Raw genomic sequence first — 23304 nt, 5'->3', positions numbered from 1 at the left:
CCGGCCAATTCGACGTGTCGTCCTGGCTGAAACTCTGCGGATCAGGTTGTCCGCTTCATGATCGAAACGGTCAATTGTGATGGGCGTTACAGCTGCTGATTTCAGTTTCCCCCGGGCTCAGGGGAACGTCGAATGCCGGTTTTGCCAGGGGCTATGCCTTTCCGGGTAACCCTTGCGATTTGCACAAAAACGCTGTTCCGGTGCGTATGAATGTGCTGCTAATGTCGCAGCCACAAGTCCTGTTGCGCACCGCCACGGGACCCTCAACGCCCTCATCGACGGCGAACCCATCCCCAAGGAACTCTCATGGATACCAGCAATATTGACGTGCGCCAAGGCAGCGTAGCCCAGGTGCTTGCCGGCCTCGCCACGGGCCGGATTGATGTCATTGACCTGACCACCAGGCTCTCGATCAACACTCCAACTCTCGAACTGCCGGAACCCTTCGCAAACCTCATTGACTTCAGCCTCGAAGAGGTCTCCGCCTACAACAACCCCGGATCCTTCTGGAAGCATCACAACATCCACACCGGCGAACACATAGGCACCCATCTGGACGCCCCGGTGCACTGGATCACCGGGCGTGACGGCAAAGACGTCGCCCAGATCGAACCCGCCCGGCTCGTGGGCCCGGCAATCGTCCTTGATGCGACCGAGGAGGCTACTGCGGACCCGGACTTTCTCCTGGACCTTCACCACATCCGCCGATGGGAGGAAACCTACGGACCACTGCCCGACGGCGGCTGGCTCCTCATTCGAACGGGGTGGGACAAGCGCTCCCAAGACCGACAACGATTCCTGAACAAGGACGAGCACGGCCCACATTCTCCCGGGCTCACGGTCGAATGCGCCCGATGGATTGCCGAGGAGTCTTCGCTGTCCGGCATTGGAGTGGAAACCGTTGGCATCGATGCCGGGGCCGCCGGTGGACAGGAACCTCCATTTCCGGCCCACCACTTCCTGCTGGGGAACGACAAATACGGAATCACCTCATTGCAAAATCTGGACCAACTGCCCCCAACCGGAGCAGCCCTCATCGTTGCGCCCTTGCCAATCGTTGGCGGAACCGGAAGCCCAGCCCGCGTGTTCGCGCTCAAAGAAGGAGAATCACGATGACCGTCACCACCGGCAGCCCGGTACTCAAGGAGGACTGCACCACGCTGGCCCCCGCATCCCGCTCTGACAATGTTGCCGAACTCGTGGGGAACACCCTCGCCCGGCTTGGCGTCGGCCACGTCTTCGGAGTGGTGGGCAGCGGAAATTTCGTCGTGACAAACGCACTGCGCCGGGCGGGAGTGCCCTATGCCGCAGCAAGGCACGAAGGGGGCGCCGCCACCATGGCTGATGCCTACGGGAGGATGTCAGGCAAGGTCGGAGTCGTCACCACGCATCAGGGTTGTGGGCTGACCAATGCTGTAACAGGAATCGGCGAGGCAGCGAAGAGCCGAACCCCCATGATTGTCCTAACCGCGGACACGGCTGCATCCGCAGTCAGGTCCAACTTCACCATCGATCAGGATGCACTTGCCCGAAGCGTCGGTGCAGTGGCTGAGCGGGTCCACTCGCCGCAAAGCGCAGTAGCAGACACCCTCCGCGCCTACCGGACGGCAGTAAACGAACGCCGCACGGTGGTCCTTTCCCTGCCGACAGACATCCAAAGTGCAGAGGCGCCGGTAGGAATCGGCCTCTTGGAGACTTTGGAACCCCGGCAGCGGATCAGGCCCTCAGGGGCGGCTGTCAGCAAACTGGCAGAACTCATCCAAGGCGCGAAGAAGCCCGTATTTGTGGCTGGCCGTGGAGGCCGCGAGGCAGGGCCGGACATCGCAGCGCTCGCCGAAACCGCAGGCGCGCTCGTGGCGACCTCCGCTGTCGCTCACGGACTCTTCAACGGCGACGCATTCAACCTCGGTATTTCCGGTGGATTCTCCTCACCGTTCACCGCGGACACTGTACGGGAAGCGGACTTGATCGTCGGGTGGGGCTGTGCGCTGAACATGTGGACGATGCGCCATGGTTCGCTCATTGGCCCGGGAACAAAAGTGGTGCAAGTGGACCTTGAGGACTCGGCACTGGGGGCAAACCGGTCCATCGATCTGGGGGTACTGGGGGATTGCAGCGAGACAGCCCTTGCTGTGCTCAATGAACTGCGTTCTGCCGGACACCAGGCGGTTGGCCTGCGTACCCCACAGATGGCTGATCGGATAGCTGTGCACGCGCGCTGGAACTCGGTGGACACGGCAGACCTGTCCGCTGCGGGGACCATCGATCCCCGGGTGCTCAGCCGCGAGCTCGACCGGATCCTGCCCGACAATCGGATTGTTTCCGTTGATTCAGGCAATTTCATGGGGTACCCAAGCGCCTACCTGTCCGTTCCTGATGAGTATGGCTTTTGCTTCACGCAGGCTTTTCAGTCGATTGGGCTGGGGTTGTCCACTGCGATCGGCGCGGCGAAAGCCCAACCGGAACGCGTGCCGGTCCTGGGCACTGGCGATGGTGGCTTCCTCATGGCCATTTCGGAATTGGAGACGCTGGTCCGTGAGCGGATTCCCATGGCGGTGATTGTCTACAACGATTCCGCGTACGGCGCCGAGGTCCATCACTTCGATGCAGATGATGAAGACCTGGAAGTGGTTCGATTCCCCACCACAGATATCGCCTCCATCGCCGCGGGCTACGGTGCTGCCACCGTAAGAGTCCGGTGCGTGGCGGATCTGGCCCCGGTGGAGGAGTGGGTTGCGGGTCCTCGGAATGTCCCGATGGTCATTGACGCCCGGATCGCTTCCGATGGTGGCGCGTGGTGGCTGGCCGAGGCCTTTAAGGGCCATTGAGGCTGAACGGCGGAGTCGCTAGTCTGGCTCGCAATGATGTCGATTCCGGGTTATCCCGATCGGCGTACGGTTGGAGGCGGCATCCGGGTTGCCTCCCCTGCGAAGGAGTACATTATGGGAATCCTCTCCGTCGACCTGTTCATCACCCTTGATGGCGTGTATCAAGGCCCGGGTGGACCTGATGAGGACCGTGAGGGCGGCTTCGAATTCGGCGGCTGGCAGGCGGCCTATTCCGATGAGGAAACGGGCCAGGCGATCGTCGCGGGAATCAACCGCATGGATGCGCTGCTCTTGGGACGCAAAACCTACGACATCTTCGCGGGATACTGGCCCAACCGGGCCGATGACCCGATTGCCGGTACGTTCAACGCCCTGCCGAAGTTCGTCGTCTCCCGCTCGCTGACGGACCCTGGCTGGGCGGGCACTACGGCGTTGTCCGAGGTGGCGGAAGTGGCTGCCCTGAAGGATCGGTTCGAGGACATCCATGTCATAGGCAGCGGCGAGCTGGTGCGGTCCTTGCTGAAGGCCGACGTCGTTGATCGGCTGAACCTTTTCCTTTACCCCATCACGCTTGGAGCCGGAAAGAAGTTGTTCCCTGACGGCGCCGGCGTGCCGGCAGCGTTCCGGTTCGCGCAACCACCGCAGGGGTTCCCGACGGGCGCGGTGGCCCTTGCCTACGAGCGCGCGGGTGCGCCGGTTACAGGCATCGACATCGGCGAAGGGTAGTCAGGATGCCGGACGGCCGGGCCATTCCTTGCCGGCCCACGGGTCGTAGTCGGCGATGAGCTCCTCCTGGGCCGGGCGCTTTGCTTCGGGGATGTGCTGCAGGTTCACCCGGACCCTGTACCAGAGCGAACTCGAACCGCGCATCCCGTCGATGAGTACATCCGCCGGGTGCAGCTCCGGGACCACGTCAGCGTGCCGGGCTTTCCATTCATCGAGGGCGGCCACCGCCTGGGGCTTTGTCTTGGTGCGGGCCACCTCAATGAGTGGCATCGTTGAAACCCGGCGGCCTGACCCGTCGCCGGCGCGCGGTGCCTTCTCGGCGGGACCAAGTTCCTTGGCCAAGGCCAGCAGACCCTCAAGGGACCCCACGGCGTCATCGATGCCAGCATGGGGATCGCCCAGCTCCGCGAAGCGTTCGGGCACTGAGCGGACGGTGAATTGTTCGGGCCTCGCGGACGTGAACTCGGCCCACGTCAGCGGAGTAGAAACCCGGGCATCGGGCCGGGGCCGGACAGAGTACGCCGAGGCAACAGTCCGGTCCTTCGCATTCTGGTTGAAGTCGACGAAGACGCTCTCGCCGCGTTCTTCCTTCCACCACCGTGCCGTGGCGAGCCCAGGTGCGCGGTTCTCGACCTCCCGGGCAAGGGTCTCCGCAGCGAGCCGCAGCTCGCTGTAAGACCACTCCGGGGCGATTCGCACCAAAATGTGCAGTCCCCGGGACCCGCTCGTCTTGGGCCACCCCACCAGCCCGACGTCGTCAAGCACCTCGCGCGCCACATAAGCGACATCGACGATTTGCGACCAATCCACACCGGGCATGGGATCGAGGTCGATTCGAAGTTCGTCGGGATGATCAAGGTCCTCGGCACGTACCGGGTGGGGGTTGAGGTCCAGGCAGCCAAGATTCACCACCCACGCCAAACCGGCAGCGTCCCGGATGACAGTTTCTTCTGCTGAGGTCCCCGATGAGTAGTGCAGCGTAGCCGTATCAATGAACTCCGGATGGTTTTCGGGAACGCGTTTCTGAAAGAACGGCTCAGCGTCGATGCCCTTGGGGAAGCGCTTGAGCACCATGGGGCGGCCGCCGGCACCCCGCAGCGCACCCTCCGCAACTGAAAGGTAGTAGCGGACTAAATCCAGCTTCGTTAGCCCGGGTTCGGGGAAAACCACCTTGTCCGGATTGGAGACGCGAACTTCGGCGTCGCCTATGTCCAGAATCTCTGCCGGAGTCTTCGACGGGTTCATGCCGCCACGCTAGCAACGATCGGCGGTCCCAGCCAGACCAAGGGCGTGGGCGACTATATTGACCATGTCAGTCCACCACCACAATCGCGGGAGTCTGCACACTATGGCCAAGGAACTTGCTACCCAGCTCATCGAACAACTCCAGGCTGCCGGAGTGCAGCGGATTTATGGAATCGTCGGAGACAGTCTGAATCCAATAGTGGACGCTGTCCGTCAAACGGGAGGTTCGGCCAAAGGCGGTATCGACTGGATCCATGTCCGCCACGAGGAGGCCGCCGCTTTTGCCGCAGCGGCCGAGGCGCAACTCACTGGGAAGCTTGCTGTCTGTGCCGGCTCTTGTGGCCCTGGCAACCTCCATTTGATCAATGGACTCTACGACGCCAACCGCACTGGGGCGCCCGTACTTGCCATCGCTTCGCACATCCCCAGCAAGCAGATCGGCAGCGGATTCTTCCAGGAAACCCATCCTGACAGGATCTTCACTGAATGCTCGGTCTATTCGGAACTGATCAGCACCGCCGAGCAGGCGCCCCGCGTGATGCACAGCGCCATCCAGAACGCTGTAGCCCTTGGGGGAGTCGCCGTCGTGACTCTTCCCGGCGATATCGCCGGGCTTGAAGCCACCGCGCCGACGCCGTTGCCCGCCATCTTCCGGCCTGCGCGACTGATCCCGGACCAGTCGAGCGTCCAGGAACTGGCTGACGCCATCAACGACGCCGGAAAGGTCGCCATTTTCGCGGGGGCGGGCGTCCAGGGAGCCCACGACGAACTCATTGCTTTGGCGGAACTGGTCAACGCACCGATTGGCCACTCACTGCGCGGCAAGGACTTCGTCCAGTACGAAAACCCGTTCGACATCGGCATGACCGGCCTCCTCGGCTACGGTGCCGCAGCGGAAGGCATCGAGGACGCCGATCTGCTGATCCTTCTTGGTACCGATTTTCCCTACGACCAGTTCCTTCCGGACACCCGGACGGCACAGGTTGACCGCGCGGCGCAGCGGCTGGGGAGGAGGACCGACGTCGACATTGCTGTTCATGGAGATGTCCTGCCTACTCTGACCGCCCTTCTGCCTTTGGTGAATCCAAAGAAGAACCGCCGCTTCCTGGACCAGATGCTGAAGAAGCACGACCGCCTGATGAACAAGGCCGTGGGCGCGTACACAAGGAAGGTCGAAAAGAAGCAGCCCATTCATCCTGAGTACGCTGCTTCGCTGCTGGACCAAGTGGCGGCGGATGACGCCATCTTCACCGCGGATACCGGAATGTGCAACGTCTGGACGGCTCGCTATATCAACCCGCTCGGCACGCGCCGGCTGATCGGTTCCTTCCTTCACGGGTCCATGGCCAACGCCCTTCCGCACGCCATCGGGGCACAGGTGGCCTATCCAGGGCGCCAGGTGGTTTCTGTCTCGGGCGACGGTGGCTTGTCCATGCTGCTTGGTGAGCTCATCACCGTGGCCGCACATCAGCTGCCGGTAAACGTAGTCGTCTTCAACAACTCAACGCTGGGCATGGTCAAGCTGGAAATGTTGGTGGACGGGCTGCCCGATTTCGGGGTTGATGTGCCGGACGCCAACTATGCGGCCGTTGCCAAAGCCTTGGGTTTCCATGCTGTTCGGGTGACGGATCCGGCGAATATCGAGGAAGCGTATCGGGAGGCGTTCGCCCACCCGGGTCCTTCGCTGGTGGAGCTCATTACTGATCCCAATGCGCTGTCCATCCCGCCGAAGATTTCCGGGCAACAAGTCATCGGTTTCGCAACGGCAATGTCCAAAGTCGTCTTGAACCGCGGAGCCGGTGAAGCTGTGAGCATGGCCCGGAGCAACCTGCGCAATATTCCTCGGCGCTGAGAGGAGTCTTTGGCGGCAGCAGCTTCAAGCCGACAGCAGGTATAGATTCTCTGGCCTACGAATGTTCGTCAAGTAGGTTTCCAAGGATGGTGAGGGCTTTGGACAACTGGAGGTCGGACACTGCGCCATACCCGATGACCAATCCGTTCACCGGTGGGCGTTCGGCGTAATACCCGGCCAAAGGGATGACCCGCACGCCCCGTTCCAGCGCCTTCGCAGCCAGGTCCGCTGCGTCAGGCTGTTCGAAGCGGATCACTGCATGCAATCCGCCGTCGAGGCCTGCAAGCTCCACATCTGTCCGCGCGCCTAAGCGCTCAATGAGCAGGGAACGGCGGTGCGAATATTCCCTCCGGGCGCGGGCAATGTGCCGGGAAAGGCCGCCGCCCTGAAGGTAATAGGCGAGGGCCGACTGCAGGATCCCGGCCACCGGAGTATCCAAGGCTTCACGTACGGCCTTGAGGCGTTGCCCGGCATCGCCCCGGACCACCAGGTATCCGCAGCGCAGCCAAGGACTCAGGTTCTTTGAGAACGTTCCGAGAAGTACGACGTCGGCAGTTGACGGTAGGGATGCGACGGCCGGGAGAGGCATTCTGCTGTGACGGAATTCGCTGTCGTAATCGTCCTCCAGCACCAGCACGCCATGGCGATCCGCCCACTTCAGCAGGCCTAGCCGTTCCTGGACTGCCATCCTGCCGCCAAGAGGGTACTGGTGGCTGGGGGTAATGAGGACGGCGTCGGGGATGACATCGAGGCCGGCGAGCTGGGAGCTCTTCAGACCGTCTTCGTCCACGGTAAGCAGCTGAAGTTGGGCACCGGCCGCGCTCATGACCCGCCGGGCTGTGGGGTAGCCCGGGTCCTCAACCAGGATGCGCGGATTGTTCCTCTTGCCGCGAAGCATGGCCACTATCAAGTGCAGTGCATCACTGGTGCCGGCCGTAATGATGACGTCCTCCGGGCCTACCGCCAGACCCCTCGACACCGCCAGGTGACCGGCCACGGCTTCCCGAAGATCCAACGTTCCAAGGGCTGGCGGCAGATGCGTGTTTCCTTGCTCCGCCAAGGCCCTTTTCCAGGCGTTGCGCCACTCCCTGTCCTGGAACGGCGATCCGGAGGGACGGCCGGGTGTCAGGTCAATCACGTCGGCGATGGCAGGGCTGCTGCTCTGCGCCTTCGCTTCGTTGGGGCGCTGTTGGATGTCCGGCCGGACCGCTACTTTGGTCCCGCCAGTACCGCTGCTTTCCAGGAACCCTTCCCCGGAGAGTTGCTCGAAGGCCCGCACCACCACACCACGGGATATCCCTAAGTCCTTGGCCAGACGACGGGTGGCGGGGAGCGTGTGCTCAGGCTGGAGGACTCCGCCGAGGATGGCGGTCCGGAGCTGGCTTGCAACCTGGGCGGACAAGGAGGCTGGACTCTTCCTGTCGAGCTCGATGGGTATTTCCGATTCGCTCATTGGACCTCCAGAGTTGTTCATTCTTGGATCTAGTGTAGGACCAAGCCCTTTGGCAGCATGAGACGCGTAGTCACCCATTTGCTGTGTTCGCACCCGGCCACAGCCACAAGAAAGAAGGACTGTAGTGTTCAACGGCCTCAGCGCATTCCCCCTGACACCCATGAGCGGTGAAGGTGTTGATCTGGACACCGTTGCCCGGCTGGTGGCCCGCGCGGCGCAGTCCGGTGTGGATTCACTCGGTGTTCTTGGCTCGACTGGAAACTATGCTTATCTCTCCCGTGAAGAACGCCGCATGGTCCTTGAAACGTCCGTGGAAGCTGCGGGTGGCGTGCCAGTTTTGGCTGGTGTTGGGGCTTTGCGTACCCGCGACGTCCTCACGCTTGCCGGCGATGCACATACCGCTGGCGCCTCAGCATTGCTCTTGGCCCCGGTGTCCTATCAACGCCTGTCGGAAGCGGAGGTTTTCGGTCTGTTTGAGGACGTTGCGTCGGAGTCAGACCTTCCGATCGTTGTGTATGACAACCCCGGCACAACGGGCTTTACCTTCACCGACGAGCTGCACGCCCGGATCGCCCGTATCCCGGGAATCGCATCCATCAAGATTCCGCCGCCGGCTGCACCCGACATTGCCACCAGGCTCGGCAAGCTCCGCGCAGCTTTGCCCGAGCAAACATTTGTGGGTATCAGCGGAGATTGGATTGCCGCCGAAGCACTGCTTGCTGGCTGCGACCTCTGGTACTCGGTGATCGGCGGGATCCTTCCCCGTCAGGCCCGGGAAATAGTCGATCACGCGTTGGCTGGTCGGCGCCATGATGCGATGGCAGCCTCCGCGGCGCTGGAGCCCCTCTGGTCCCTGTTCCGAACCTACGGCAGCCTGCGGGTCACCGTGGCACTGGCGGAAGAGCTGAGGCTCATTCCGTCCTCAGCCTTGCCCTTGCCTCTGCGTGGTTTGGATCCCGAAGGACGCAGCAGAGTTGCCGCTGCCATCCGCCAGTGTGGATTGGAGGTGACATGAGCCTCATCGACGGGCGCAAAGCCAGCCGTACTGCTACGGGTGAGCAGACATCGCCGGGTGGGTTGGCCCGCTATGTCGTTGCAGCCACCCTGGCCCGCAGCGCCGATGGGGGTGCGGTTGTCGCTATTGTCCTGCTTGTGACAACCAGCGGGGCACCGGGTTGGCTGGCCGGAATATTGGGTGCCTGCATCACGGCACCGCACCTTTTCGGTCCGTTCGTTGCCAGGACACTCGACACCGCCCGGGACGGCAGGACAGTGATCGCTTGGGCGTGCCTGATGCACGGCGTTACCTTGGCAGCAGCTGTCCTGCTGTACCCGCTGACTCCTCCAATCGTTCCGGCTCTACTGCTCACTGTGTCCGGATTGGTGGGTCCATTACTGACAGGCGGCATCAGCAGTAGGCTCTCTGCGATCGCCGGGAGGAACAGAACCAGCCAGCGACGCGCCCATGGATGGGATGTAGCAACGTATGGCATCAGCGGAACCATTGGTCCCTCTTTGGTCGCAGCTGTCTCGGCCTGGGCGAATCCGGCACTGGCGGCATTGATCCTTGCCGGATTAACGTTTGTCGCCGCCGCTCTCGTCAGGCTTTTGCCTTCTTCTCCTCGAGCATCGGTTCCCTCGGAGGTACCGCGCCCGGGCCGCACATTGCTGATGATGCTATCCACCGGGCCCTTGCGCCGTACTCTCTACCTGACGGTCATCATCGCCCTGTCCGTCGCGGCGTTGCCGATCACAGCAGTGGCTTCGACGGCAGAACTCGGAGTCGAGCCAGCTGCTGCAGGGGTCCTGACGGCCGCATATGGTCTCGGCGGACTTCTCGGATCCGCCGGCGTCATGATCCGGCCCCTGCGAAGCGAAGCGGACCACCTCATGTCCTGGCTGGGCGCTGCTGTTGGAGTTGCGCTATGTGGGGCAGCGTTCGCCGGAATGTTCCCGGTAGCGGTAGTGGTCTACTCCTTGGCTGGAGTGCTCAACTCCTGCTTTTTCGCTGCGACACTGGCCGCGCGCAGCGAATACGCCCCAACTGACGCGCGCGGCCAGGTCTTCGTGTGGATCGGTGCCCTGAAGATCACTGCAGGTTCTGCCGGCACAGCATTGGCAGGGGCCATGGTTGTACCCATGACACACCTGCCCTTGCTTTTGGCGTCCGCCCTTATTGCTGTGGCTGTGAGCGCTTCCCTGGTTGACCGCCGTCGTGAGCGTGCCCAAACGGCTGGACCGGCTCCTCTCAGCTGATCTGACGTGATTGATGCGACAGAGGTCAGTGCTGGAGTGTGCCGGCGTCAATCAGCCGCTGGGCGGATACGACCTCCGGCCCCAGGAGGCTCAGGTGCGTGGTGAGGTTCTCGCCGGCGGCGAGGAGATCTTCGGTGGTCACGGGTGCGAGGGCATCAAGGATGAACAATGCCGAGGTTGTGTCGTCCCGCAGTTGCGTGCGGCGGCCCTGGCGCCAGTTCCAGCGACGGCAAGTGACACCGTCGTCGTCGCACCACACAACCTCCCCGGCATCGGGGTGCTCGACGATGGGCTCTCCGCTGGCAACGGTGTCGAACGGCTCTTGGCCCGTTGCGCGGATCAGCCGCGGCGCCCCGCTGTAACTGGAAAGGTCTTCGCCGCCGAGCGGAATCTGGTGCAGGACAGAGACGGCGTTGTAGAGGTCCGTGAGCCGGTTGACCCTGGGCAGGCCGGCGTCAGCACGTCGAAGCAGTGCCTCGAGGCTGTTGCGAGTGCGGTTGGGCTTGGCTCCGAACGATTGGTAGGCGTGCCGCCATGCGGCAACATGCGGGAGGTGTTCGACCTTCTGCTCGCCGAGTGCCGCTTGGGCTGCCGCTTCTGCCTGATTCAACAGTGCATCGCTGGCCTTATCGCTGGGACCCGGCTCAAGACCGTCGACGGCGATCAGGAGGGCCTGGTAGTCCGGTTGAAGTTCGAAGACGGCAGGTTCAACGTGGGCTGCGTGGAGAATTTCCTGGAGGTAATCAACCCTAAGCATTGTTCGCCTCCCGATGCGCCGATCCCACTCCACGTTCAAAAACAGCGAGTGAGAACCTTGCTGCGTCCGGGCCGTTGTTGCCGTAGGAATGGGCTACGTCTCCCGGGAAAGACAGCGAGTCGCCCGCCTCAAGGACCACCGTCTGCTCTGCGGCGACGACGGTAACGGTGCCTTGCAGAACCTGCAGGAGTTCCTTGGTACCAGGCGTATGAGGCTCACTGACGTGCTGGTCTCCAGGGGCGAGGGTCCAATCCCAGAGTTCCATCACTTCCGGCGGTTCCGTTCCCGCAACGAGTACTCCGCGTCCGCCTGCTTCACTGCTCCACAGCAGGGCACCTTCACCCTTTCGTGTCACCTTGACTCCCTTGGGCTCGGGGGACTGGACCAGGTCCGGCAGACCTACACCGAGCGCGGCGCTGATCCTCAGAAGAGTGCCGACGCTGGGGTTCATGGTTGCTTGTTCCACATTGATGAGCATGCGTCGGCTGACGCCGGCAGCTTCGGCCAGTTGATCCAGGGTCCAGTGACGTGCCTGGCGCTCCTGTTTAACCCGTCCGCCAATAGCTGAGGCGAGCGATGCGATGTTTTCTTCCATCAATGCAGCATAATGCACTTAGAGTGCAGTGGGCAATATCCCTGCCAACCAGTCCAAGAAGCAATACACCAATGGGATATGTTTGTACCGGCCAATTTGCTGGACACGCTAGCCGCAGCGGCATTCCTGCATCGAAGGACGCCCAAACACATGTTCACATCCCTCAGACAGGAGCGTCCGTGCCGAAGAGTCCACGTGACGAGATAGACGCGCAGATTCTGGCCGAGCTGCGGCGCAATGCCCGTATCAGCCTTGCCCAGCTGGGGGAGAAGGTGCTGCTCTCCCGCAACGCGGTACGGCAACGGATTGAGCGGCTTGAACGGGACGGGTATATCCACGGGTACACCATCAAGGAATCGGCCGGAGAAGGCACGCCAACGGTCAATGCCGTGCTTCTGATCCAACGGCATGACAGGATGCGGGGCGGGGACGTGATTGCCGGGCTCAAGGCAATTCCTGAAATCGCAACTTGCGATGTTGTCAGCGGCGAACTGGATATCGTGGTCAGGGTTGAGGCCCCGGACGCCGCACGCATCCAGGAAATCTGGAGGCAGGTCTCAGAGTTTCCTGGAGTCCGCGACATCACGACCGCCTTGTCCCTCTCCACAGTCATCGACAGGCAGGCGCCTCGTTAAGGCAGCGTGCTGAGACGGCGTGAACCATGCTGGGCTTAAATGGTTCCGGCGCTGCGGAACCAAGGTGGTTACGCAACGCCGGATCGGCACAGCCTGATTGATTGACGGTAGCGTCAGACGATCATCATGAAGTGATCGCTATGACCTTGGGCTGCGTCATTTCCTCGTAGGCGAAGCGGACGCCTTCCCGGCCCATGCTGCCGTATTTCGAGCCGCCAAAAGGCATTGCATCGAGCCGGTAGTCAGAGGAATCATTGATCATCACGCCGCCTGCGTCGATTGCCTTGGCGGTGGCCAGCGCACGGGCCAGGTCCTTGGTGAAAACCCCGGCCTGCAAGGCGTATTCGCTGTCGTTGGCCAGTTGGATGGCTTCCTCGTCGGAGTCGAACGGTTCCACCAGGACCACGGGTGCGAACAATTCTTCGCTCCATGCCTCGCAGTTGCGCGGGACTCGGGTCAGGACAGCAGGCGTCAGGAGCGCCCCATCCAAAGTGCCGCCGGTGAGCAGTCGCGCACCGGCCGACACGGCCTCGTCGATCTTACGCTTCGCTTCAGCGGCAGACGCGGCGCTGATCATGGGTCCGACGTCGGTCTGCTCGCTGCGGGGATCGCCTGCAGTCAGGGCGGCCGTTTGGGCAACAAAGGCGTGAAGGAAGGTCTCGAAGACTGACCGCTGGACGAGGATCCGCTGGGCGCCGATGCAGTTCTGTCCAGCGGCCCAGAAGGAACCGGAAACACTGGCCTCGACGGCAGCAGGAATGTCGGCGTCGTCGAACACGATGACGGGCGCGTTGCCGCCAAGTTCCATGGACAGGCGCTTTATTCCGGCGTTGGCTGCGATGGCCTGGCCCGTGGAAAAGCCGCCCGTGAAGGAGACCATTCGAACCAGTTTGGACGAGATGATGGTTTGCGCGATGGTGCGATCGCCCAGGACAACAGTGACGAACTCCGCCGGCAGGCCTGCCTCGCGCAACAGGTCCACGAGGAGAATGGCCGTCAGGGGTGTCAGCTGGGATGGCTTGAGGATGACGGTGTTTCCTCCGGCAATCGCCGGCCCGAGCTTGTGCGCCACCAGGTTCAGGGCGTCGTTGTAAGGGGTGATGGCAGCGATAAGCCCCAACGGCTCACGGGTGAACCATCCCTGGCGGTTTTCGGAGCCGGCGAAGGAGTCGAAGGGAACTACTTCGCCAACGTTACGGCGGGTTTCCGCTGCCGACAGCTTGAGCGTGTTGACCGCACGGGAGACCTCTTTGAGTGCCTGCGTGATGGTCTTCCCGGCCTCGGCGACGATTAGCCCAGCCACTTTCTGCGCCCGTTGCTGGAGCAGGTCTGCAGCGGCGTCCAGAATTCGGCCGCGCTCATGACGGGGCATAGCCGCCGCTGCCGGAGCGGACGCAGCGGCACGGATGAGCTCCACGCGTACGTCTGCCTCCGTGCACTGGGGAAGGGTCGCCAGCACGGAACCGTCAAACTTGTCGTACACCACCAGATCAGTGATAGCGGCAGCCGTTGTGGAGTGGGCAATGGCTGTTTCAGGCACGGACCGCTCCTTTGGCGAATTCGTCGACGGCGATGATGTCGGAGATGAGGGCATAAGCAGTTTCCACGCGGCCAGCTCCAGGACCCGATACCGTGACGGCCCCCAGCAAATCCGTGCTGAAGGATACGGCGTTGGTGGCACCGGAAATCCCAGCCAGCGGGTGGTCTGCCGGGAGGGCGATGGGCTGGACAGTAGCAACGATGCTGCCATCGCTCTCGCGGCGGGCTTCGCCGATGAGCTTCCAGCGGAGGCCATTGGCCAGGGCTTGGGCGACGTCATCACCCTTGATGTCCTGAATACCGGTGGTTTCCACGTCATTGGGGTGGATGGTGGCGCCGAGCAGCTCGTTGGCCAGGATGGCGACCTTCAACCGGACATCCGAGCCGCCGATGTCTGCAGTGGGGTCCGCTTCGGCGTATCCGCGCTCCTGGGCTTCGGCAATGGCTTCGTCCAGGCCCAGCCCGGCCTCCATCCGACCCAGGACGTAATTGCTGGTTCCGTTCAGGATGCCTTGAACGGAGTTCAATTCGAGGCCGCCCAGCATTTTGTGTGCGAGTCGAATGACGGGCGTGCCGCTCATGACTGAGCCCTCGTATTCGAAACGGACACCATTGCTTGCTGCAAGCTGGCCCAGTTCCCGGCCGCGCAACGCCACAGGACCCTTGTTGGTGGTCACCACATGCTTGCCGGACTCGATGGCCCATTTGACGTGCGAAACTGCCGGTTCGCCGTCGATCGGACTGGTGAAGGTAGCCTCAACGACGATGTGGGCCGGGCTGTTTTTGATGACGTCTTCGTTGCGGGGATCCGGGCTGCCACCTGGCAGTCCCTCGAACGAGGCTCCGCGGGGCATCGCGAGCACGGCCGTAAGGTCGATCCCGTCTCCTTGGACGAGCGAGCCGAAGGCAAGATCGGTGATGGCCACGACGCGAAGCTCGAATCCGAGTGAGGCAAATCGCTGGGGTTCGTCACGGATGAGTTCGGCCAAAGCGCGGTTGACGCCTCCGAAGCCGATGAGGGCCAGATTGTAGGTAGTCACGTGATCTCCTTGGTAGGGCGGTGGTGCTGTCCTTTAAGCCTCGGTTCCAGGAGTGTCAGTTCCCTAGAAGCGAATCGCCCGCCAAGGATGACGAAACGCCCAAAAAAGCTGCCAACCATGCTCAAACGCCCGCGGTACGTCCCCTCTTTGGAAGAGGAGCCGGTACGACGGGTTGCTGTTGCCGCCGCCCGCCGCGCTGCGCCGCAGCACCGGCGACAATGACGAGCAAGAGACCTGCGAGTTGCAGCATCGATGGCAACTGACGCAGGACGATCGCGCCGAGCAGTACGCCGATGGCTGGTTCCATAGCCAGAAGAGTCCCGAATGCTGTGTGTGTCATGCGGCGGAGGGCAAACATTTCCAGAATGTAGGGCAGAACCGGTATCAGCACTGCCAAGGCGGCGGCAACGGCCACGGTTTCCCACGTGATGTGGCCTATGGCTTGCGGCAGTCCAAACGGTGCCGCGGCTACAGCTGCAATCGGAATGGTCAGCGCGAGGGCTCCGATTCCATTGAAGCGATCACCCACCCGCTGGGTCAAAAGGATGTAGATGGCCCACCCCACGGCGCCCATCACCGCAAAACCGACTCCGAGCAGGTCCACGTGGCCAGCCCACGGTTCGGTGAGCAGCACGACGCCTGCCAGTGCCGTTGCCGGCAGGATCAAGGAACGGACCCCGTGACCCCGCAAGGCAGCAACCGTAAGCGGTCCGAGGAATTCAATGGCAACCGCTGTTCCCATGGGAATGCGTTCCATGGCGACAAGAAACGTCACCGACATTACTGCGGTGGCGACGCCGAGGCCAACAACCACCGGAGCGTCACGAAGTCGCAGGGTCTTCAGGGGTGGACGGGCCAGTGCCAGCAGGATGAGGGCTCCCATACTCAGGCGCAGCCATGCTGTCCCGAGGGGACCCAACGTTGGCATCAACCCCAGTGAGAGGGCGGAGCCGAGCTGGATGGAGAACATTGCTGCGACGGTCAGGAGCCACGGGGGGATTCGGCCTTTGATTGTGGTCATAAGGCATAATACTGCACTTTGAGTGCAGTCTTGTTCTTACCGCTCGACGGCGGCTACCGCACTGATCTCCACCAGCGCCCCGGGAACGCCCAAACGGGACACAAACGCTGCTGTCACTAGGGGCGGCTCGTCGGCGGCGAGGTCTGCCGCGATGGCCCCATACCCTGCCGCGAGGTCGGCACCGTCCACGAAGAGAACCGTCCACTGCACAACATCGCTGAGGGTTGCCCCGGCAGCCGCCAGCGCGGTCTTTGCGTTCGCCAAGGCGCGGGCAGATTGCACTCCAACATCACCTTCGCCGATAAGCGAACCGCCACTGTCGACCGAGTTCTGGCCGCCGACGTAGATGGTGGTGGCGTTTGGAGGCACGATGGCTACGTGGCTGAATGCGGGGCTGGAGACAAGCCCCTCGGGCCTGATGCGCTGGATGGATGACATGACTGTATGCTGCCATCCCCGACCAATTGCCAAAAGAGGTGAGCCCAAGCGCCCGGGCTGGACCGGCTTCATCACACAGTCGCGCGCGTCACTCAGGCACTCGTCATTCCAGTGCTCGTCACTCAGGCGAGGGCCGCCGTCGTTGCTGTTTGGTTGCCGCCCTCTGTACTTTTGCCGCGCGATGCCGCTGGGCAGACCCGCGTGTGGGTTTCGTTGCCCTGCGCACAGTCCTTGGGGCAAGGCCGGCCACCACAATGTCAGCGAGCTTGGCCAGGGCGCTCTCGCGGTTGCGTAACTGCGAGCGCTGCTCGGAGGCTGTAACAGTGATGACTCCGTCGACGAGTCGCTTCTCCAGTCGACGCAGCAGGATCTCCCTTTGGCTTTCTGTCAACGCTTCCGATATGGCTACGTTCCAGGAAAGCTCAGCCCTGCTGTCGGTCGTGTTGACGTGTTGACCGCCCGGTCCTGATGAACGCGAGAACCGCCAGCCCAGTTCCGAGGCCGGAATCGTGAGGGAAGGCGAGATTTCCAGGTCCATGGAACAAGCGTTGCACGTCAGGGGTGGGTCTTCCCAGCGGAGCGGCGCTTCGGCATGACGCATCAGAGTAGGTTTGCCTGTCAGAGCAGATTTGCAGTCAGCGTTGAGGCGACAAACCGGCCGTACCGCTCTGCGCTCCACCCTCGTTTCAGGACGAGGCTCTCGAACAGTTCGGGGGTGGTGCACGCGAACATGATGTCGGCGGCCTCTTCCGGGGACAAGCCCGGACGAAGCAGTCCGCGGGCAGTCAGCTGGCGCGCGTTGTGCAGCATCCTGCGATGGCGGGCGTCGTCGACGTCCTTCAGGAGGTTGGCCATGTCGGCATCCCCTGTTGCGGCGGCGTCGCGGATGAGCAGGATGATCGGCGTCGAAAGTGGACTGACTTCTGCAGTGAACCGGCCGAACTGCTCCATCAGTTCCCGCGGGTCATCTGCCCTTACTTGTGCGAGGTCTGAGCGCTGTTCGGCAGGCGCGCCGCCCTTGCCGAGGAGGCTCTGCTCGTGGAGGGCCCGGACGAGGCCGGCTTTGCCGCCGAAGTTCTTGTAGATGGACTCCGTCGACACCCCGGACGCACCGGCAATTTCGGCGATGGTGGTTGCGCCGAAGCCCTGCAAGAGAAACAGTTCCCGGGCGCGCGCGAGGATAGTGAGCCGGGATGCCTCGGCTGCTTGGCGGCGACGGCTTGCATCGTAGCTGCGTTGAGTCCCGGATGTTCCGCCGGGACTCTTGATTCCGGTTGCCATGACTTCTAGACTCCAATCAATACAGAGAACTGTATTGAATTCAAGATACCAGCCCTGCCCGCCCGTGAGGTGAAAATTGCGGGGCACCAAGGAGTCACCATGGAATCCGTGGAGGGACTTGAGCGCCTTCCGGAAGGACCCGTTCGCCGGATGTTCGCAGCTTCCGGACGCCACGACCTTGACGCTTTGGTCGCCGAATTCGCCGACGACTACCTCAACATCACTCCGATTCATCCCGAACGGAATTTCACCGGCAGCGCCCAGGTCCGCGCCAACTGGACCAGCCTTTTTGCTGGCATCCCCGATCTCACACCGGCAATCGCCGACGCCGCAGAAGGCAAGCACGGAACCATTTGGGTGGAATGGGGCGCCCGGGGCACCAGGCGCGATGCCACGCCGGTGGAACTTGCCGGCGTCGCGATCTTTACAGTGCGCCAGGAGCGAATCGCCTCCGTGCGTTTCTATCTCGAACCTGTGGAACGTACTTCAGGTGACATCGACGACGCCGTCCAGGCCACTGCGGGCGCGGGTCTTCAGGCTGGGGCCGTACTTCCGACATCGCAGGGGTCATGATCCTCGTAGTAGGCGGCACAGGCCGCCTGGGTTCACGCCTTACTGGGGAGCTAGTTGGGCGGGGGGCTTCGGTGCGGGTCATGGCCAGGGGCGAATCCCAGCCGTTCCCCGGGAAGACGATCGACGGCGTCGAGCTTGTCCGTGGGTCCCTCGCCTCAGGCACGGACTGCGGGCGGGCCGTTGCCGGGTGCAGCCAGGTGGTGTTCGCGGCGTCGGGCTTTGGGCTGAAAAGGGGCGGCAGCCCGCGCAGTGTGGACCGGGACGGCGCACTGCGGCTCATCGATGCCGCATCCCGGGCGGGCGTGCAGCATGTTGTCATGATGTCGATGCCTGGGGCAGCTCCGGATGCCCCTCTGGATTTCCTGCGCATGAAGTACGCAGCGGAGGAGGCGCTGAAGGCCTCGGGCATGGCGTGGTCAGTGATCCGAATGGGAGCAAACCTCGAGCAGTTCCTCGATTCAATGAGCCAGCCCCTTCACACGAGGGGCAGGGTGCTTGTCTTCGGTTCGGGACGGGCACCTGTGACATTTACGTCGACGCCGGACGCTGCAGCCGCTGTCTTGTTGGCTCTTGCCGGCCCTTCCTTGCATGGAAGGACCGTTGAGTGGGGGTCCGAAACGCACTCCTTCAACACGCTCGCGGAAGCTATCCTCGCGCACGCCGGAAAGGGTTCGATCCAACGGATACCAGTGGCAGCGTTACGGGTGATGGCCGCCGTCGCACGTCCGATTTCGCCGTTTATGGCCCGGATGGCGAGGGCGGCCCTGTGGATGGAATCGGGCGAGGCGTCCTTCAATCCAGCGGTGGAACGTGCCGCCTTCCCTGAAATTCCGGTGATCGGACTGCGTGAGAGTCTGGACCAGATCAGGAGCACGTGAGTCGTGGTGCAAACCGTCCTTCGGGAGGACAATGCTAGGCACAACCCGAAATCTCGTGAGGAGCAGACATGGGTGAGCCAACTACAGAAGCGACATCAGCGCAGTTGACGGTGGACTTGATCATTTCCCTGGATGGATATGCCTCCGCCGAGGGCTGGCCCGGTTGGTGGGGACTGGAATCCCCGGAATACCTTGCCTGGCTCGAGGAGGAAGGGAAGAAAGAGTTCACCACACTTATGGGCGCCAACACCTACCGGGTGATGTCAAGCATGTCGGAGCAGGCCGCGGGCGAAGATTCGGGGTTCTCCGAGGAAGAGGGAGCGGCATTGACCGGCCTGGCGGCCGTGCCAAAGATCATCTTCTCGTCCACTCTTCAGGAACCGCTGGCCTGGCCGAATTCTGAACTGGTGGGGGGTGATGCGGTGGAAGCTGTCAAGGAGCTGAAGCGGACCCGGACCGGCGCCCTGACCACTCTGGGAAGCCTCAGCCTCTGCCGCTCCTTGTTGACGGCCGGACTCGTGGACCGATACAGGATTGTTGTTTTCCCCGTGATCACAGGCCGCACCGGCAGGGAGCGGATTTATGACGGGTATCCTGACGTCTCCCTTGAAATGGTGAACAGCAGGACTTTCGATGGTCAACTACAGCTGCTGGAGTACATACCCACGTTGATCAGCGGTCCGCCTGCCCGGCAGCCGTGAACAACGGCTCCAGCGAATCCGAATAGCTGGACAGTATTTCGGCAAACGTGAGCAGTTGGAATCCTTCGGTGCGGCACAGGAGTGGCTCGCAGCTGGTTCCCTTCGCGGAAAGCGTCGCAATTCCCCATGGATGCGTTGGCTCGCCGACCGTGATGCCTGCTGCGTCGAACGTGTCACGGAGCACGTAACGCGTGACGGTCCGCCAAGATTGCAGGAACGGTGACCGCAACTGCTCAATGAGTTCTTCGTCGTTGGCGTCGTAGGCCGCCCACAGGTTCATGGACAGCTCGTCCCACTCCTTGGCGTCGCGGACCATGAGGTGGGCGGCTCGGAGGCGGGCAATCGTTTCTTTCAACGTCATGGTCAGTCCCCAAACTTCCTGTCGTTTTTGATCTTCCGCCACCCACCTGCGCGATTGTTGGCGGCAATCTGTCGCAGCATCTCAATCAGGGGTTCCGTTGGTACTTCGTCATCAAGGTAAAAGCTGATCATTCGGCCAGTCTTGTTATCGTGCCCGGCCGTGATGATCCCGGCAGGGTCAGGAACAATTGCGCCATCATAGAGAAAGAGGTTGACGTGGTTCTTGGCCGCGAGCAACGCGTTTCCCTCCAGGACAAAGTACGGCTGAACCCGTCTCTTGATCGTCTCCACGATGTCCGGTTCTGCCTCGTGGATCACGTCCCGCAGTTCCTCACAAACTGCTTTTTGCCAGTCCGGGAGGGCGTCCATGTAACTATCGACTCCGGGATGGCGCGCGTAGTTCCCCATGACGTTATTAGGGCATCACACCCCACGGCTTGTCCAGACCGGGGGATTGTCCAGCCAGGGCCTTGTTCATACCACGAGGTTGAAGGTGATGAGTAGGCTTGCTCACATGCACGACGTCGAGCGGTTCCGGGTTCTCCTGGAGGAGGAACGCGACCGGAAGCTTGCCCTGCTGAAGGCGCTGCGCAGCGACATCACAGGAGTCAGCCTTGCCCGCCAGGACTCAAACGTCGACGACGAGCATGATCCGGAAGGCACAACCATCGCCTTCGAGCTCTCACAGGCCTCGGCGCTGCTGGACCAGAGCCGTATCGGCCTGGAGCAGATTGAAGCCGCATTGCAGCGGATTTCGGATGGAACGTACGGCATATGCGCGATTTGTGGTGTCGCCATTCCCGAGGGGCGGCTCGAAGCCAGGCCATGGACGCCCTTTTGCGTCAGTCACGCCTCAGGTAACCGGTAAAACCCGGTAAACAGTAAAACCCAGGCAGATATGAACCCGCCCCAGCGCAATTTACGCCATGTCAGGGCTGATGGGCACGAACTCGATACCCTGCTGGACCTTCTTTTTTGGTCCCCGATCGAAGCCCTTGCCGTCGAGGTTATTTCCTGCCCGGAACGCGGCCAAGGCGTCGTCGAAGATTTCGTTGAGCCGCTGGCCCTGGAAAACCTTCTGGGTGCCGTCGGCAAAGGTGATGGACACGGAGGCGCTGGCGGGAAAATGCCGGCTCATTCGGATGAAGCCTTGGGAATCCTGCCGGAGGGAGATCATTACTTGTCCACGCTTTCAGTATTGGGTTCCACCACAATTCACGGTGAAGTCCCACTCTGTCATTCCGATGGACTTTCCGCCTCATTTACATTCCCTTGACCGGGGGCCACAATAGCGCCCATGTCCATACTCAAGGTGCCATCCGAGTCCGAGGCCACAGGCCTCACCGCCGAAATCTACCAAGCCGATCTGCAGTTGATGGGCTATGTTCCGAGCCACACGAAGGCCATGAGCATAAACCCGGAGGCCTACAAGGCATGGCAGGCGCTGGTTAAGGCAATCGTCTCATCGCTGGGTTTGCGACGATACGAACTTGTGACACTCGCCGCCGCCCAGGCTATCGGTTCCTCCCACTGCCGGTTGGCCCATGGGAAGAAGACGTTGGCCATCATTGATGAGGAGGAACTACTCGCTGTCGCCCGGGACTACAGGGATGCCGGGCTGCCCCCGGAGGAAGTCGCGATGATGGACTACGCGGTCAGGCTCAGCACCGATGCGGCCGCAATGAACGACGACGACACGCAGCACCTTCGCGATGTGGGCTTCAGCGACCGGGAGATTGCCGACATCACTCTCGCTGCCACTGCCAGGAACTACTTCAGCCGCGCACTTCTTGCCCTGGCCGTGGACCTCGATGTACCTCCAGGCGTGACCGCCGAGCTTCAGGACGCCTTGTTGACGCCGCTGCCGGCTCAAGGTGACTGAACGGCTTCGGTGTTGGCACGGTCTGCGGATGCCCCTTGCCTCCGGCTCGCCAGCAGGAATGGCACCGAAATGAGCTCGATGATGCCCGCCATGGCCAACGAGGCCGGGTAGCCGTAGAGGTCGGCGCCACGTCCAAGGAGCGGCTGAACCACCACTCCGCCGCTGGATCCCATGAGCGAATCGAAGCTCAGCACCGTGGCCCGCTGCTTGGAGGGGATCATGTCATTGACGTACGCCTGCCGGACTGGAGTTGCTGCGGACCCCACCACGGCCCAGAGTGCCAGCAGCACCAGGGCCAACCAAAAGATCCGGGTGAAGCCGAGGACGACCAAGATCACGAATCCAGCCAGACCGCCAAGGATCAGCACCGAGGTTCGTTTATGGAACAAACGCCGGGCATGGGGCGCAAGCCAGCCGCCCAGGATTTGCGAGCCCGCCACAATTGCGGCCGCTAGACCAGCAATGGAATAGGCCCGCGGGTCGCCATACAGGTCAAGGAGGAATGGTTGCAGGGCGTAGAAGACATAAATCCCGACGCCGGCACTAAAGGGAGCGGCCAGCATGACGTACCGGACGGGCGGGTTTTTCAAGCCGTTCTCGATCGAGGCAGAAAGTACTGCGCGGGTGGCGCGGAGGGGGTGAGTGGACCGCTCAGGTGAGAACCCGACGTCGTGCATTAACCCAAACGCTACGGCGAACATGGCAACCAGAACGAAAACCCGAATGAGGAACGGGACGCCAAGGTTGGTGACTTGGGCGATCACCCCACCTGCCACTGAACCCAGCAGCATCGCCACACCCTGCACCATCTGGCCGCGCCCCAGAACGGTTTCAAGGCCGCCTTCATAGCCGGAGAAGCGCAAGGCATCCACCAGCCAGGCTTCCACGGCTCCGGAGAAGAACGTGAACCCGAGACCAAGGAGCACCGACACAACGGCCCACATCCAAAACGGTGCGGAGATCTGCCAGAGCACGTAGTACAAGTACGTAGACGCCGCCAACGTGATCGTTCCAAGCAGGAAAGACGTGCGGCGGCCCCAGCCATCAGCGACAACGCCTGTGGGTATCTCGAAAAGGACCATTCCGGCTGTGAAGAAAGCGTTGGCCGCGAAGGCTTCAAGGTTGCTCAAGCCCGCGTCAAGGAGGAAAAGCGTGTTGATACCCCAGATGAAGGAAGCAGCCACCGTGTTGCCCAGCGTCAGCGTGAGATAGACACGTTGAATCTTTCTGGCGGCGTCGTTCAT

Annotated in this window: 26 protein-coding genes; 12 read left to right on the top strand and 14 right to left on the bottom strand. The window is 62.2% G+C overall.

The genetic code is table 11. The annotated features are described in order from the left end of the window. Positions 1–306: 306 nt before the first annotated feature. The 3 genes from AB4Z15_RS00540 (at position 307) to AB4Z15_RS00530 (ending at position 3554) form a co-directional block, all read left to right on the top strand. Positions 307–1116: a cyclase family protein gene (locus AB4Z15_RS00540; RefSeq protein ID WP_442015555.1), complete on the top strand. Its 810-nt coding sequence runs from the start codon at positions 307–309 to the stop codon at positions 1114–1116. Continuing rightward, on the top strand, positions 1113–2828 hold the full coding sequence (locus AB4Z15_RS00535; protein ID WP_442015554.1) for a thiamine pyrophosphate-binding protein: 1716 nt from the start codon (positions 1113–1115) through the stop codon (positions 2826–2828). Before AB4Z15_RS00540 ends, AB4Z15_RS00535 begins: the two co-directional genes overlap by 4 nt. Positions 2829–2942: 114 nt before the next feature. Next, positions 2943–3554 carry a dihydrofolate reductase family protein gene (locus tag AB4Z15_RS00530; protein WP_442015553.1) on the top strand — a complete coding sequence of 204 codons (612 nt, stop codon included), beginning with the start codon at positions 2943–2945 and terminating at the stop codon, positions 3552–3554. Here AB4Z15_RS00530 and ligD read toward each other — a convergent pair whose 3' ends face one another. Then, on the bottom strand, positions 3555–4799 hold the full coding sequence (ligD, locus tag AB4Z15_RS00525; protein WP_442015552.1) for a non-homologous end-joining DNA ligase: 1245 nt from the start codon (positions 4797–4799) through the stop codon (positions 3555–3557). Positions 4800–4902: 103 nt separating this feature from the next. Between ligD and AB4Z15_RS00520 the strand changes: the two genes are divergently transcribed. Further along, positions 4903–6651 (top strand): pyruvate dehydrogenase, encoded by a 1749-nt coding sequence (locus AB4Z15_RS00520; RefSeq protein ID WP_442015551.1) that lies wholly within the window; start codon positions 4903–4905, stop codon positions 6649–6651. Between the two features lie 55 nt (positions 6652–6706). On the opposite strand, the gene pdxR is transcribed toward AB4Z15_RS00520, so the two are convergent. Beyond that, positions 6707–8104 (bottom strand): MocR-like pyridoxine biosynthesis transcription factor PdxR, encoded by a 1398-nt coding sequence (gene pdxR, locus AB4Z15_RS00515; RefSeq protein ID WP_442015550.1) that lies wholly within the window; start codon positions 8102–8104, stop codon positions 6707–6709. 124 nt (positions 8105–8228) lie between these two features. Between pdxR and AB4Z15_RS00510 the strand changes: the two genes are divergently transcribed. Next, on the top strand, positions 8229–9119 hold the full coding sequence (locus AB4Z15_RS00510; protein ID WP_442015549.1) for a dihydrodipicolinate synthase family protein: 891 nt from the start codon (positions 8229–8231) through the stop codon (positions 9117–9119). Then, entirely contained in the window at positions 9116–10360 is a 1245-nt protein-coding gene (locus AB4Z15_RS00505) for an MFS transporter (RefSeq protein ID WP_442015548.1), read from the top strand. The genes AB4Z15_RS00510 and AB4Z15_RS00505 overlap by 4 nt, the downstream gene beginning before the upstream one ends. Positions 10361–10385: 25 nt before the next feature. On the opposite strand, the gene AB4Z15_RS00500 is transcribed toward AB4Z15_RS00505, so the two are convergent. Next, positions 10386–11117 (bottom strand): B3/B4 domain-containing protein, encoded by a 732-nt coding sequence (locus tag AB4Z15_RS00500; RefSeq protein ID WP_442015547.1) that lies wholly within the window; start codon positions 11115–11117, stop codon positions 10386–10388. After that, positions 11110–11712, bottom strand: coding sequence for a helix-turn-helix domain-containing protein (locus AB4Z15_RS00495; RefSeq protein ID WP_442015546.1), 603 nt, complete (start codon positions 11710–11712; stop codon positions 11110–11112). Before AB4Z15_RS00495 ends, AB4Z15_RS00500 begins: the two co-directional genes overlap by 8 nt. Before the next feature lie 179 nt (positions 11713–11891). On the opposite strand from AB4Z15_RS00495, the gene AB4Z15_RS00490 reads away from it, so the two are divergent. Further along, positions 11892–12347, top strand: coding sequence for an Lrp/AsnC family transcriptional regulator (locus AB4Z15_RS00490; protein WP_442006557.1), 456 nt, complete (start codon positions 11892–11894; stop codon positions 12345–12347). Positions 12348–12471: 124 nt separating this feature from the next. On the opposite strand, the gene AB4Z15_RS00485 is transcribed toward AB4Z15_RS00490, so the two are convergent. From AB4Z15_RS00485 to AB4Z15_RS00460, 6 genes are all read right to left on the bottom strand, one after another. Beyond that, complete coding sequence (locus tag AB4Z15_RS00485; RefSeq protein WP_442015545.1) at positions 12472–13887, bottom strand: aldehyde dehydrogenase family protein; 1416 nt, start codon at positions 13885–13887, stop codon at positions 12472–12474. Then, complete coding sequence (locus AB4Z15_RS00480) at positions 13880–14926, bottom strand: homoserine dehydrogenase (RefSeq protein ID WP_442015544.1); 1047 nt, start codon at positions 14924–14926, stop codon at positions 13880–13882. The genes AB4Z15_RS00485 and AB4Z15_RS00480 overlap by 8 nt, the downstream gene beginning before the upstream one ends. A gap of 121 nt (positions 14927–15047) precedes the next feature. Beyond that, entirely contained in the window at positions 15048–15947 is a 900-nt protein-coding gene (locus AB4Z15_RS00475; RefSeq protein ID WP_442015543.1) for an EamA family transporter, read from the bottom strand. A gap of 36 nt (positions 15948–15983) precedes the next feature. Next, positions 15984–16385, bottom strand: coding sequence for a RidA family protein (locus AB4Z15_RS00470; protein ID WP_442006561.1), 402 nt, complete (start codon positions 16383–16385; stop codon positions 15984–15986). A 118-nt stretch (positions 16386–16503) separates the two neighbouring features. Beyond that, positions 16504–16923, bottom strand: coding sequence for an alternative ribosome rescue aminoacyl-tRNA hydrolase ArfB (arfB, locus tag AB4Z15_RS00465; RefSeq protein WP_442015907.1), 420 nt, complete (start codon positions 16921–16923; stop codon positions 16504–16506). An 80-nt stretch (positions 16924–17003) separates the two neighbouring features. Then, positions 17004–17666: a TetR/AcrR family transcriptional regulator gene (locus AB4Z15_RS00460; RefSeq protein WP_442015542.1), complete on the bottom strand. Its 663-nt coding sequence runs from the start codon at positions 17664–17666 to the stop codon at positions 17004–17006. Between the two features lie 99 nt (positions 17667–17765). Here AB4Z15_RS00460 and AB4Z15_RS00455 point away from each other — a divergent pair, with 99 nt between their 5' ends. From AB4Z15_RS00455 to AB4Z15_RS00445, 3 genes are all read left to right on the top strand, one after another. Beyond that, complete coding sequence (locus AB4Z15_RS00455; RefSeq protein WP_442015541.1) at positions 17766–18239, top strand: nuclear transport factor 2 family protein; 474 nt, start codon at positions 17766–17768, stop codon at positions 18237–18239. Beyond that, positions 18236–19117 carry an SDR family oxidoreductase gene (locus AB4Z15_RS00450; protein ID WP_442015540.1) on the top strand — a complete coding sequence of 294 codons (882 nt, stop codon included), beginning with the start codon at positions 18236–18238 and terminating at the stop codon, positions 19115–19117. Before AB4Z15_RS00455 ends, AB4Z15_RS00450 begins: the two co-directional genes overlap by 4 nt. Positions 19118–19185: 68 nt before the next feature. Continuing rightward, entirely contained in the window at positions 19186–19818 is a 633-nt protein-coding gene (locus AB4Z15_RS00445) for a dihydrofolate reductase family protein (protein ID WP_442015539.1), read from the top strand. On the opposite strand, the gene AB4Z15_RS00440 is transcribed toward AB4Z15_RS00445, so the two are convergent. After that, positions 19790–20179 (bottom strand): hypothetical protein, encoded by a 390-nt coding sequence (locus AB4Z15_RS00440; protein WP_442015538.1) that lies wholly within the window; start codon positions 20177–20179, stop codon positions 19790–19792. The two genes, AB4Z15_RS00445 and AB4Z15_RS00440, sit on opposite strands and share 29 nt — an antisense overlap. 2 nt (positions 20180–20181) lie before the next feature. After that, positions 20182–20586, bottom strand: coding sequence for a DUF1801 domain-containing protein (locus AB4Z15_RS00435; protein WP_442015537.1), 405 nt, complete (start codon positions 20584–20586; stop codon positions 20182–20184). Between the two features lie 106 nt (positions 20587–20692). On the opposite strand from AB4Z15_RS00435, the gene AB4Z15_RS00430 reads away from it, so the two are divergent. Continuing rightward, entirely contained in the window at positions 20693–21046 is a 354-nt protein-coding gene (locus AB4Z15_RS00430; RefSeq protein ID WP_442015906.1) for a TraR/DksA family transcriptional regulator, read from the top strand. Between the two features lie 51 nt (positions 21047–21097). Here AB4Z15_RS00430 and AB4Z15_RS00425 read toward each other — a convergent pair whose 3' ends face one another. Then, positions 21098–21316, bottom strand: a complete 219-nt coding sequence (locus AB4Z15_RS00425) for a hypothetical protein (RefSeq protein ID WP_442006569.1) — start codon at positions 21314–21316, stop codon at positions 21098–21100. 159 nt (positions 21317–21475) lie between these two features. Here AB4Z15_RS00425 and AB4Z15_RS00420 point away from each other — a divergent pair, with 159 nt between their 5' ends. After that, on the top strand, positions 21476–22060 hold the full coding sequence (locus AB4Z15_RS00420) for a carboxymuconolactone decarboxylase family protein (protein ID WP_442015536.1): 585 nt from the start codon (positions 21476–21478) through the stop codon (positions 22058–22060). Here the strand turns inward: AB4Z15_RS00420 and AB4Z15_RS00415 are convergent. Further along, positions 22048–23304, bottom strand: coding sequence for an MFS transporter (locus AB4Z15_RS00415; protein WP_442006584.1), 1257 nt, complete (start codon positions 23302–23304; stop codon positions 22048–22050). The two genes, AB4Z15_RS00420 and AB4Z15_RS00415, sit on opposite strands and share 13 nt — an antisense overlap.

The sequence above is a fragment of the Paenarthrobacter sp. 2TAF44 genome, assembly GCF_052114885.1.
In the GTDB taxonomy this organism is placed as follows: domain Bacteria; phylum Actinomycetota; class Actinomycetes; order Actinomycetales; family Micrococcaceae; genus Arthrobacter.
The sequence above is the reverse complement of the archived record's forward strand: the minus strand, read 5'-3'. Positions and strand labels throughout refer to the sequence as shown.

Coding starts and splice junctions, on each gene's coding strand:
- AB4Z15_RS00540 (WP_442015555.1), top strand. CDS start 307: ATGGATACCAGCAATATTGACGTGCGCCAAGGCAGCGTAGCCCAGGTG.
- AB4Z15_RS00495 (WP_442015546.1), bottom strand. CDS start 11,712: ATGGAAGAAAACATCGCATCGCTCGCCTCAGCTATTGGCGGACGGGTT.
- AB4Z15_RS00445 (WP_442015539.1), top strand. CDS start 19,186: ATGGGTGAGCCAACTACAGAAGCGACATCAGCGCAGTTGACGGTGGAC.
- arfB (WP_442015907.1), bottom strand. CDS start 16,923: ATGGACCTGGAAATCTCGCCTTCCCTCACGATTCCGGCCTCGGAACTG.
- AB4Z15_RS00500 (WP_442015547.1), bottom strand. CDS start 11,117: ATGCTTAGGGTTGATTACCTCCAGGAAATTCTCCACGCAGCCCACGTT.
- AB4Z15_RS00475 (WP_442015543.1), bottom strand. CDS start 15,947: ATGACCACAATCAAAGGCCGAATCCCCCCGTGGCTCCTGACCGTCGCA.
- AB4Z15_RS00455 (WP_442015541.1), top strand. CDS start 17,766: ATGGAATCCGTGGAGGGACTTGAGCGCCTTCCGGAAGGACCCGTTCGC.
- AB4Z15_RS00470 (WP_442006561.1), bottom strand. CDS start 16,385: ATGTCATCCATCCAGCGCATCAGGCCCGAGGGGCTTGTCTCCAGCCCC.
- AB4Z15_RS00430 (WP_442015906.1), top strand. CDS start 20,693: ATGCACGACGTCGAGCGGTTCCGGGTTCTCCTGGAGGAGGAACGCGAC.
- AB4Z15_RS00460 (WP_442015542.1), bottom strand. CDS start 17,666: ATGGCAACCGGAATCAAGAGTCCCGGCGGAACATCCGGGACTCAACGC.
- AB4Z15_RS00535 (WP_442015554.1), top strand. CDS start 1,113: ATGACCGTCACCACCGGCAGCCCGGTACTCAAGGAGGACTGCACCACG.
- AB4Z15_RS00435 (WP_442015537.1), bottom strand. CDS start 20,586: ATGGGGAACTACGCGCGCCATCCCGGAGTCGATAGTTACATGGACGCC.
- pdxR (WP_442015550.1), bottom strand. CDS start 8,104: ATGAGCGAATCGGAAATACCCATCGAGCTCGACAGGAAGAGTCCAGCC.
- AB4Z15_RS00450 (WP_442015540.1), top strand. CDS start 18,236: ATGATCCTCGTAGTAGGCGGCACAGGCCGCCTGGGTTCACGCCTTACT.
- AB4Z15_RS00440 (WP_442015538.1), bottom strand. CDS start 20,179: ATGACGTTGAAAGAAACGATTGCCCGCCTCCGAGCCGCCCACCTCATG.
- AB4Z15_RS00530 (WP_442015553.1), top strand. CDS start 2,943: ATGGGAATCCTCTCCGTCGACCTGTTCATCACCCTTGATGGCGTGTAT.
- AB4Z15_RS00420 (WP_442015536.1), top strand. CDS start 21,476: ATGTCCATACTCAAGGTGCCATCCGAGTCCGAGGCCACAGGCCTCACC.
- AB4Z15_RS00520 (WP_442015551.1), top strand. CDS start 4,903: ATGGCCAAGGAACTTGCTACCCAGCTCATCGAACAACTCCAGGCTGCC.
- AB4Z15_RS00505 (WP_442015548.1), top strand. CDS start 9,116: ATGAGCCTCATCGACGGGCGCAAAGCCAGCCGTACTGCTACGGGTGAG.
- ligD (WP_442015552.1), bottom strand. CDS start 4,799: ATGAACCCGTCGAAGACTCCGGCAGAGATTCTGGACATAGGCGACGCC.
- AB4Z15_RS00415 (WP_442006584.1), bottom strand. CDS start 23,304: ATGAACGACGCCGCCAGAAAGATTCAACGTGTCTATCTCACGCTGACG.
- AB4Z15_RS00425 (WP_442006569.1), bottom strand. CDS start 21,316: ATGAGCCGGCATTTTCCCGCCAGCGCCTCCGTGTCCATCACCTTTGCC.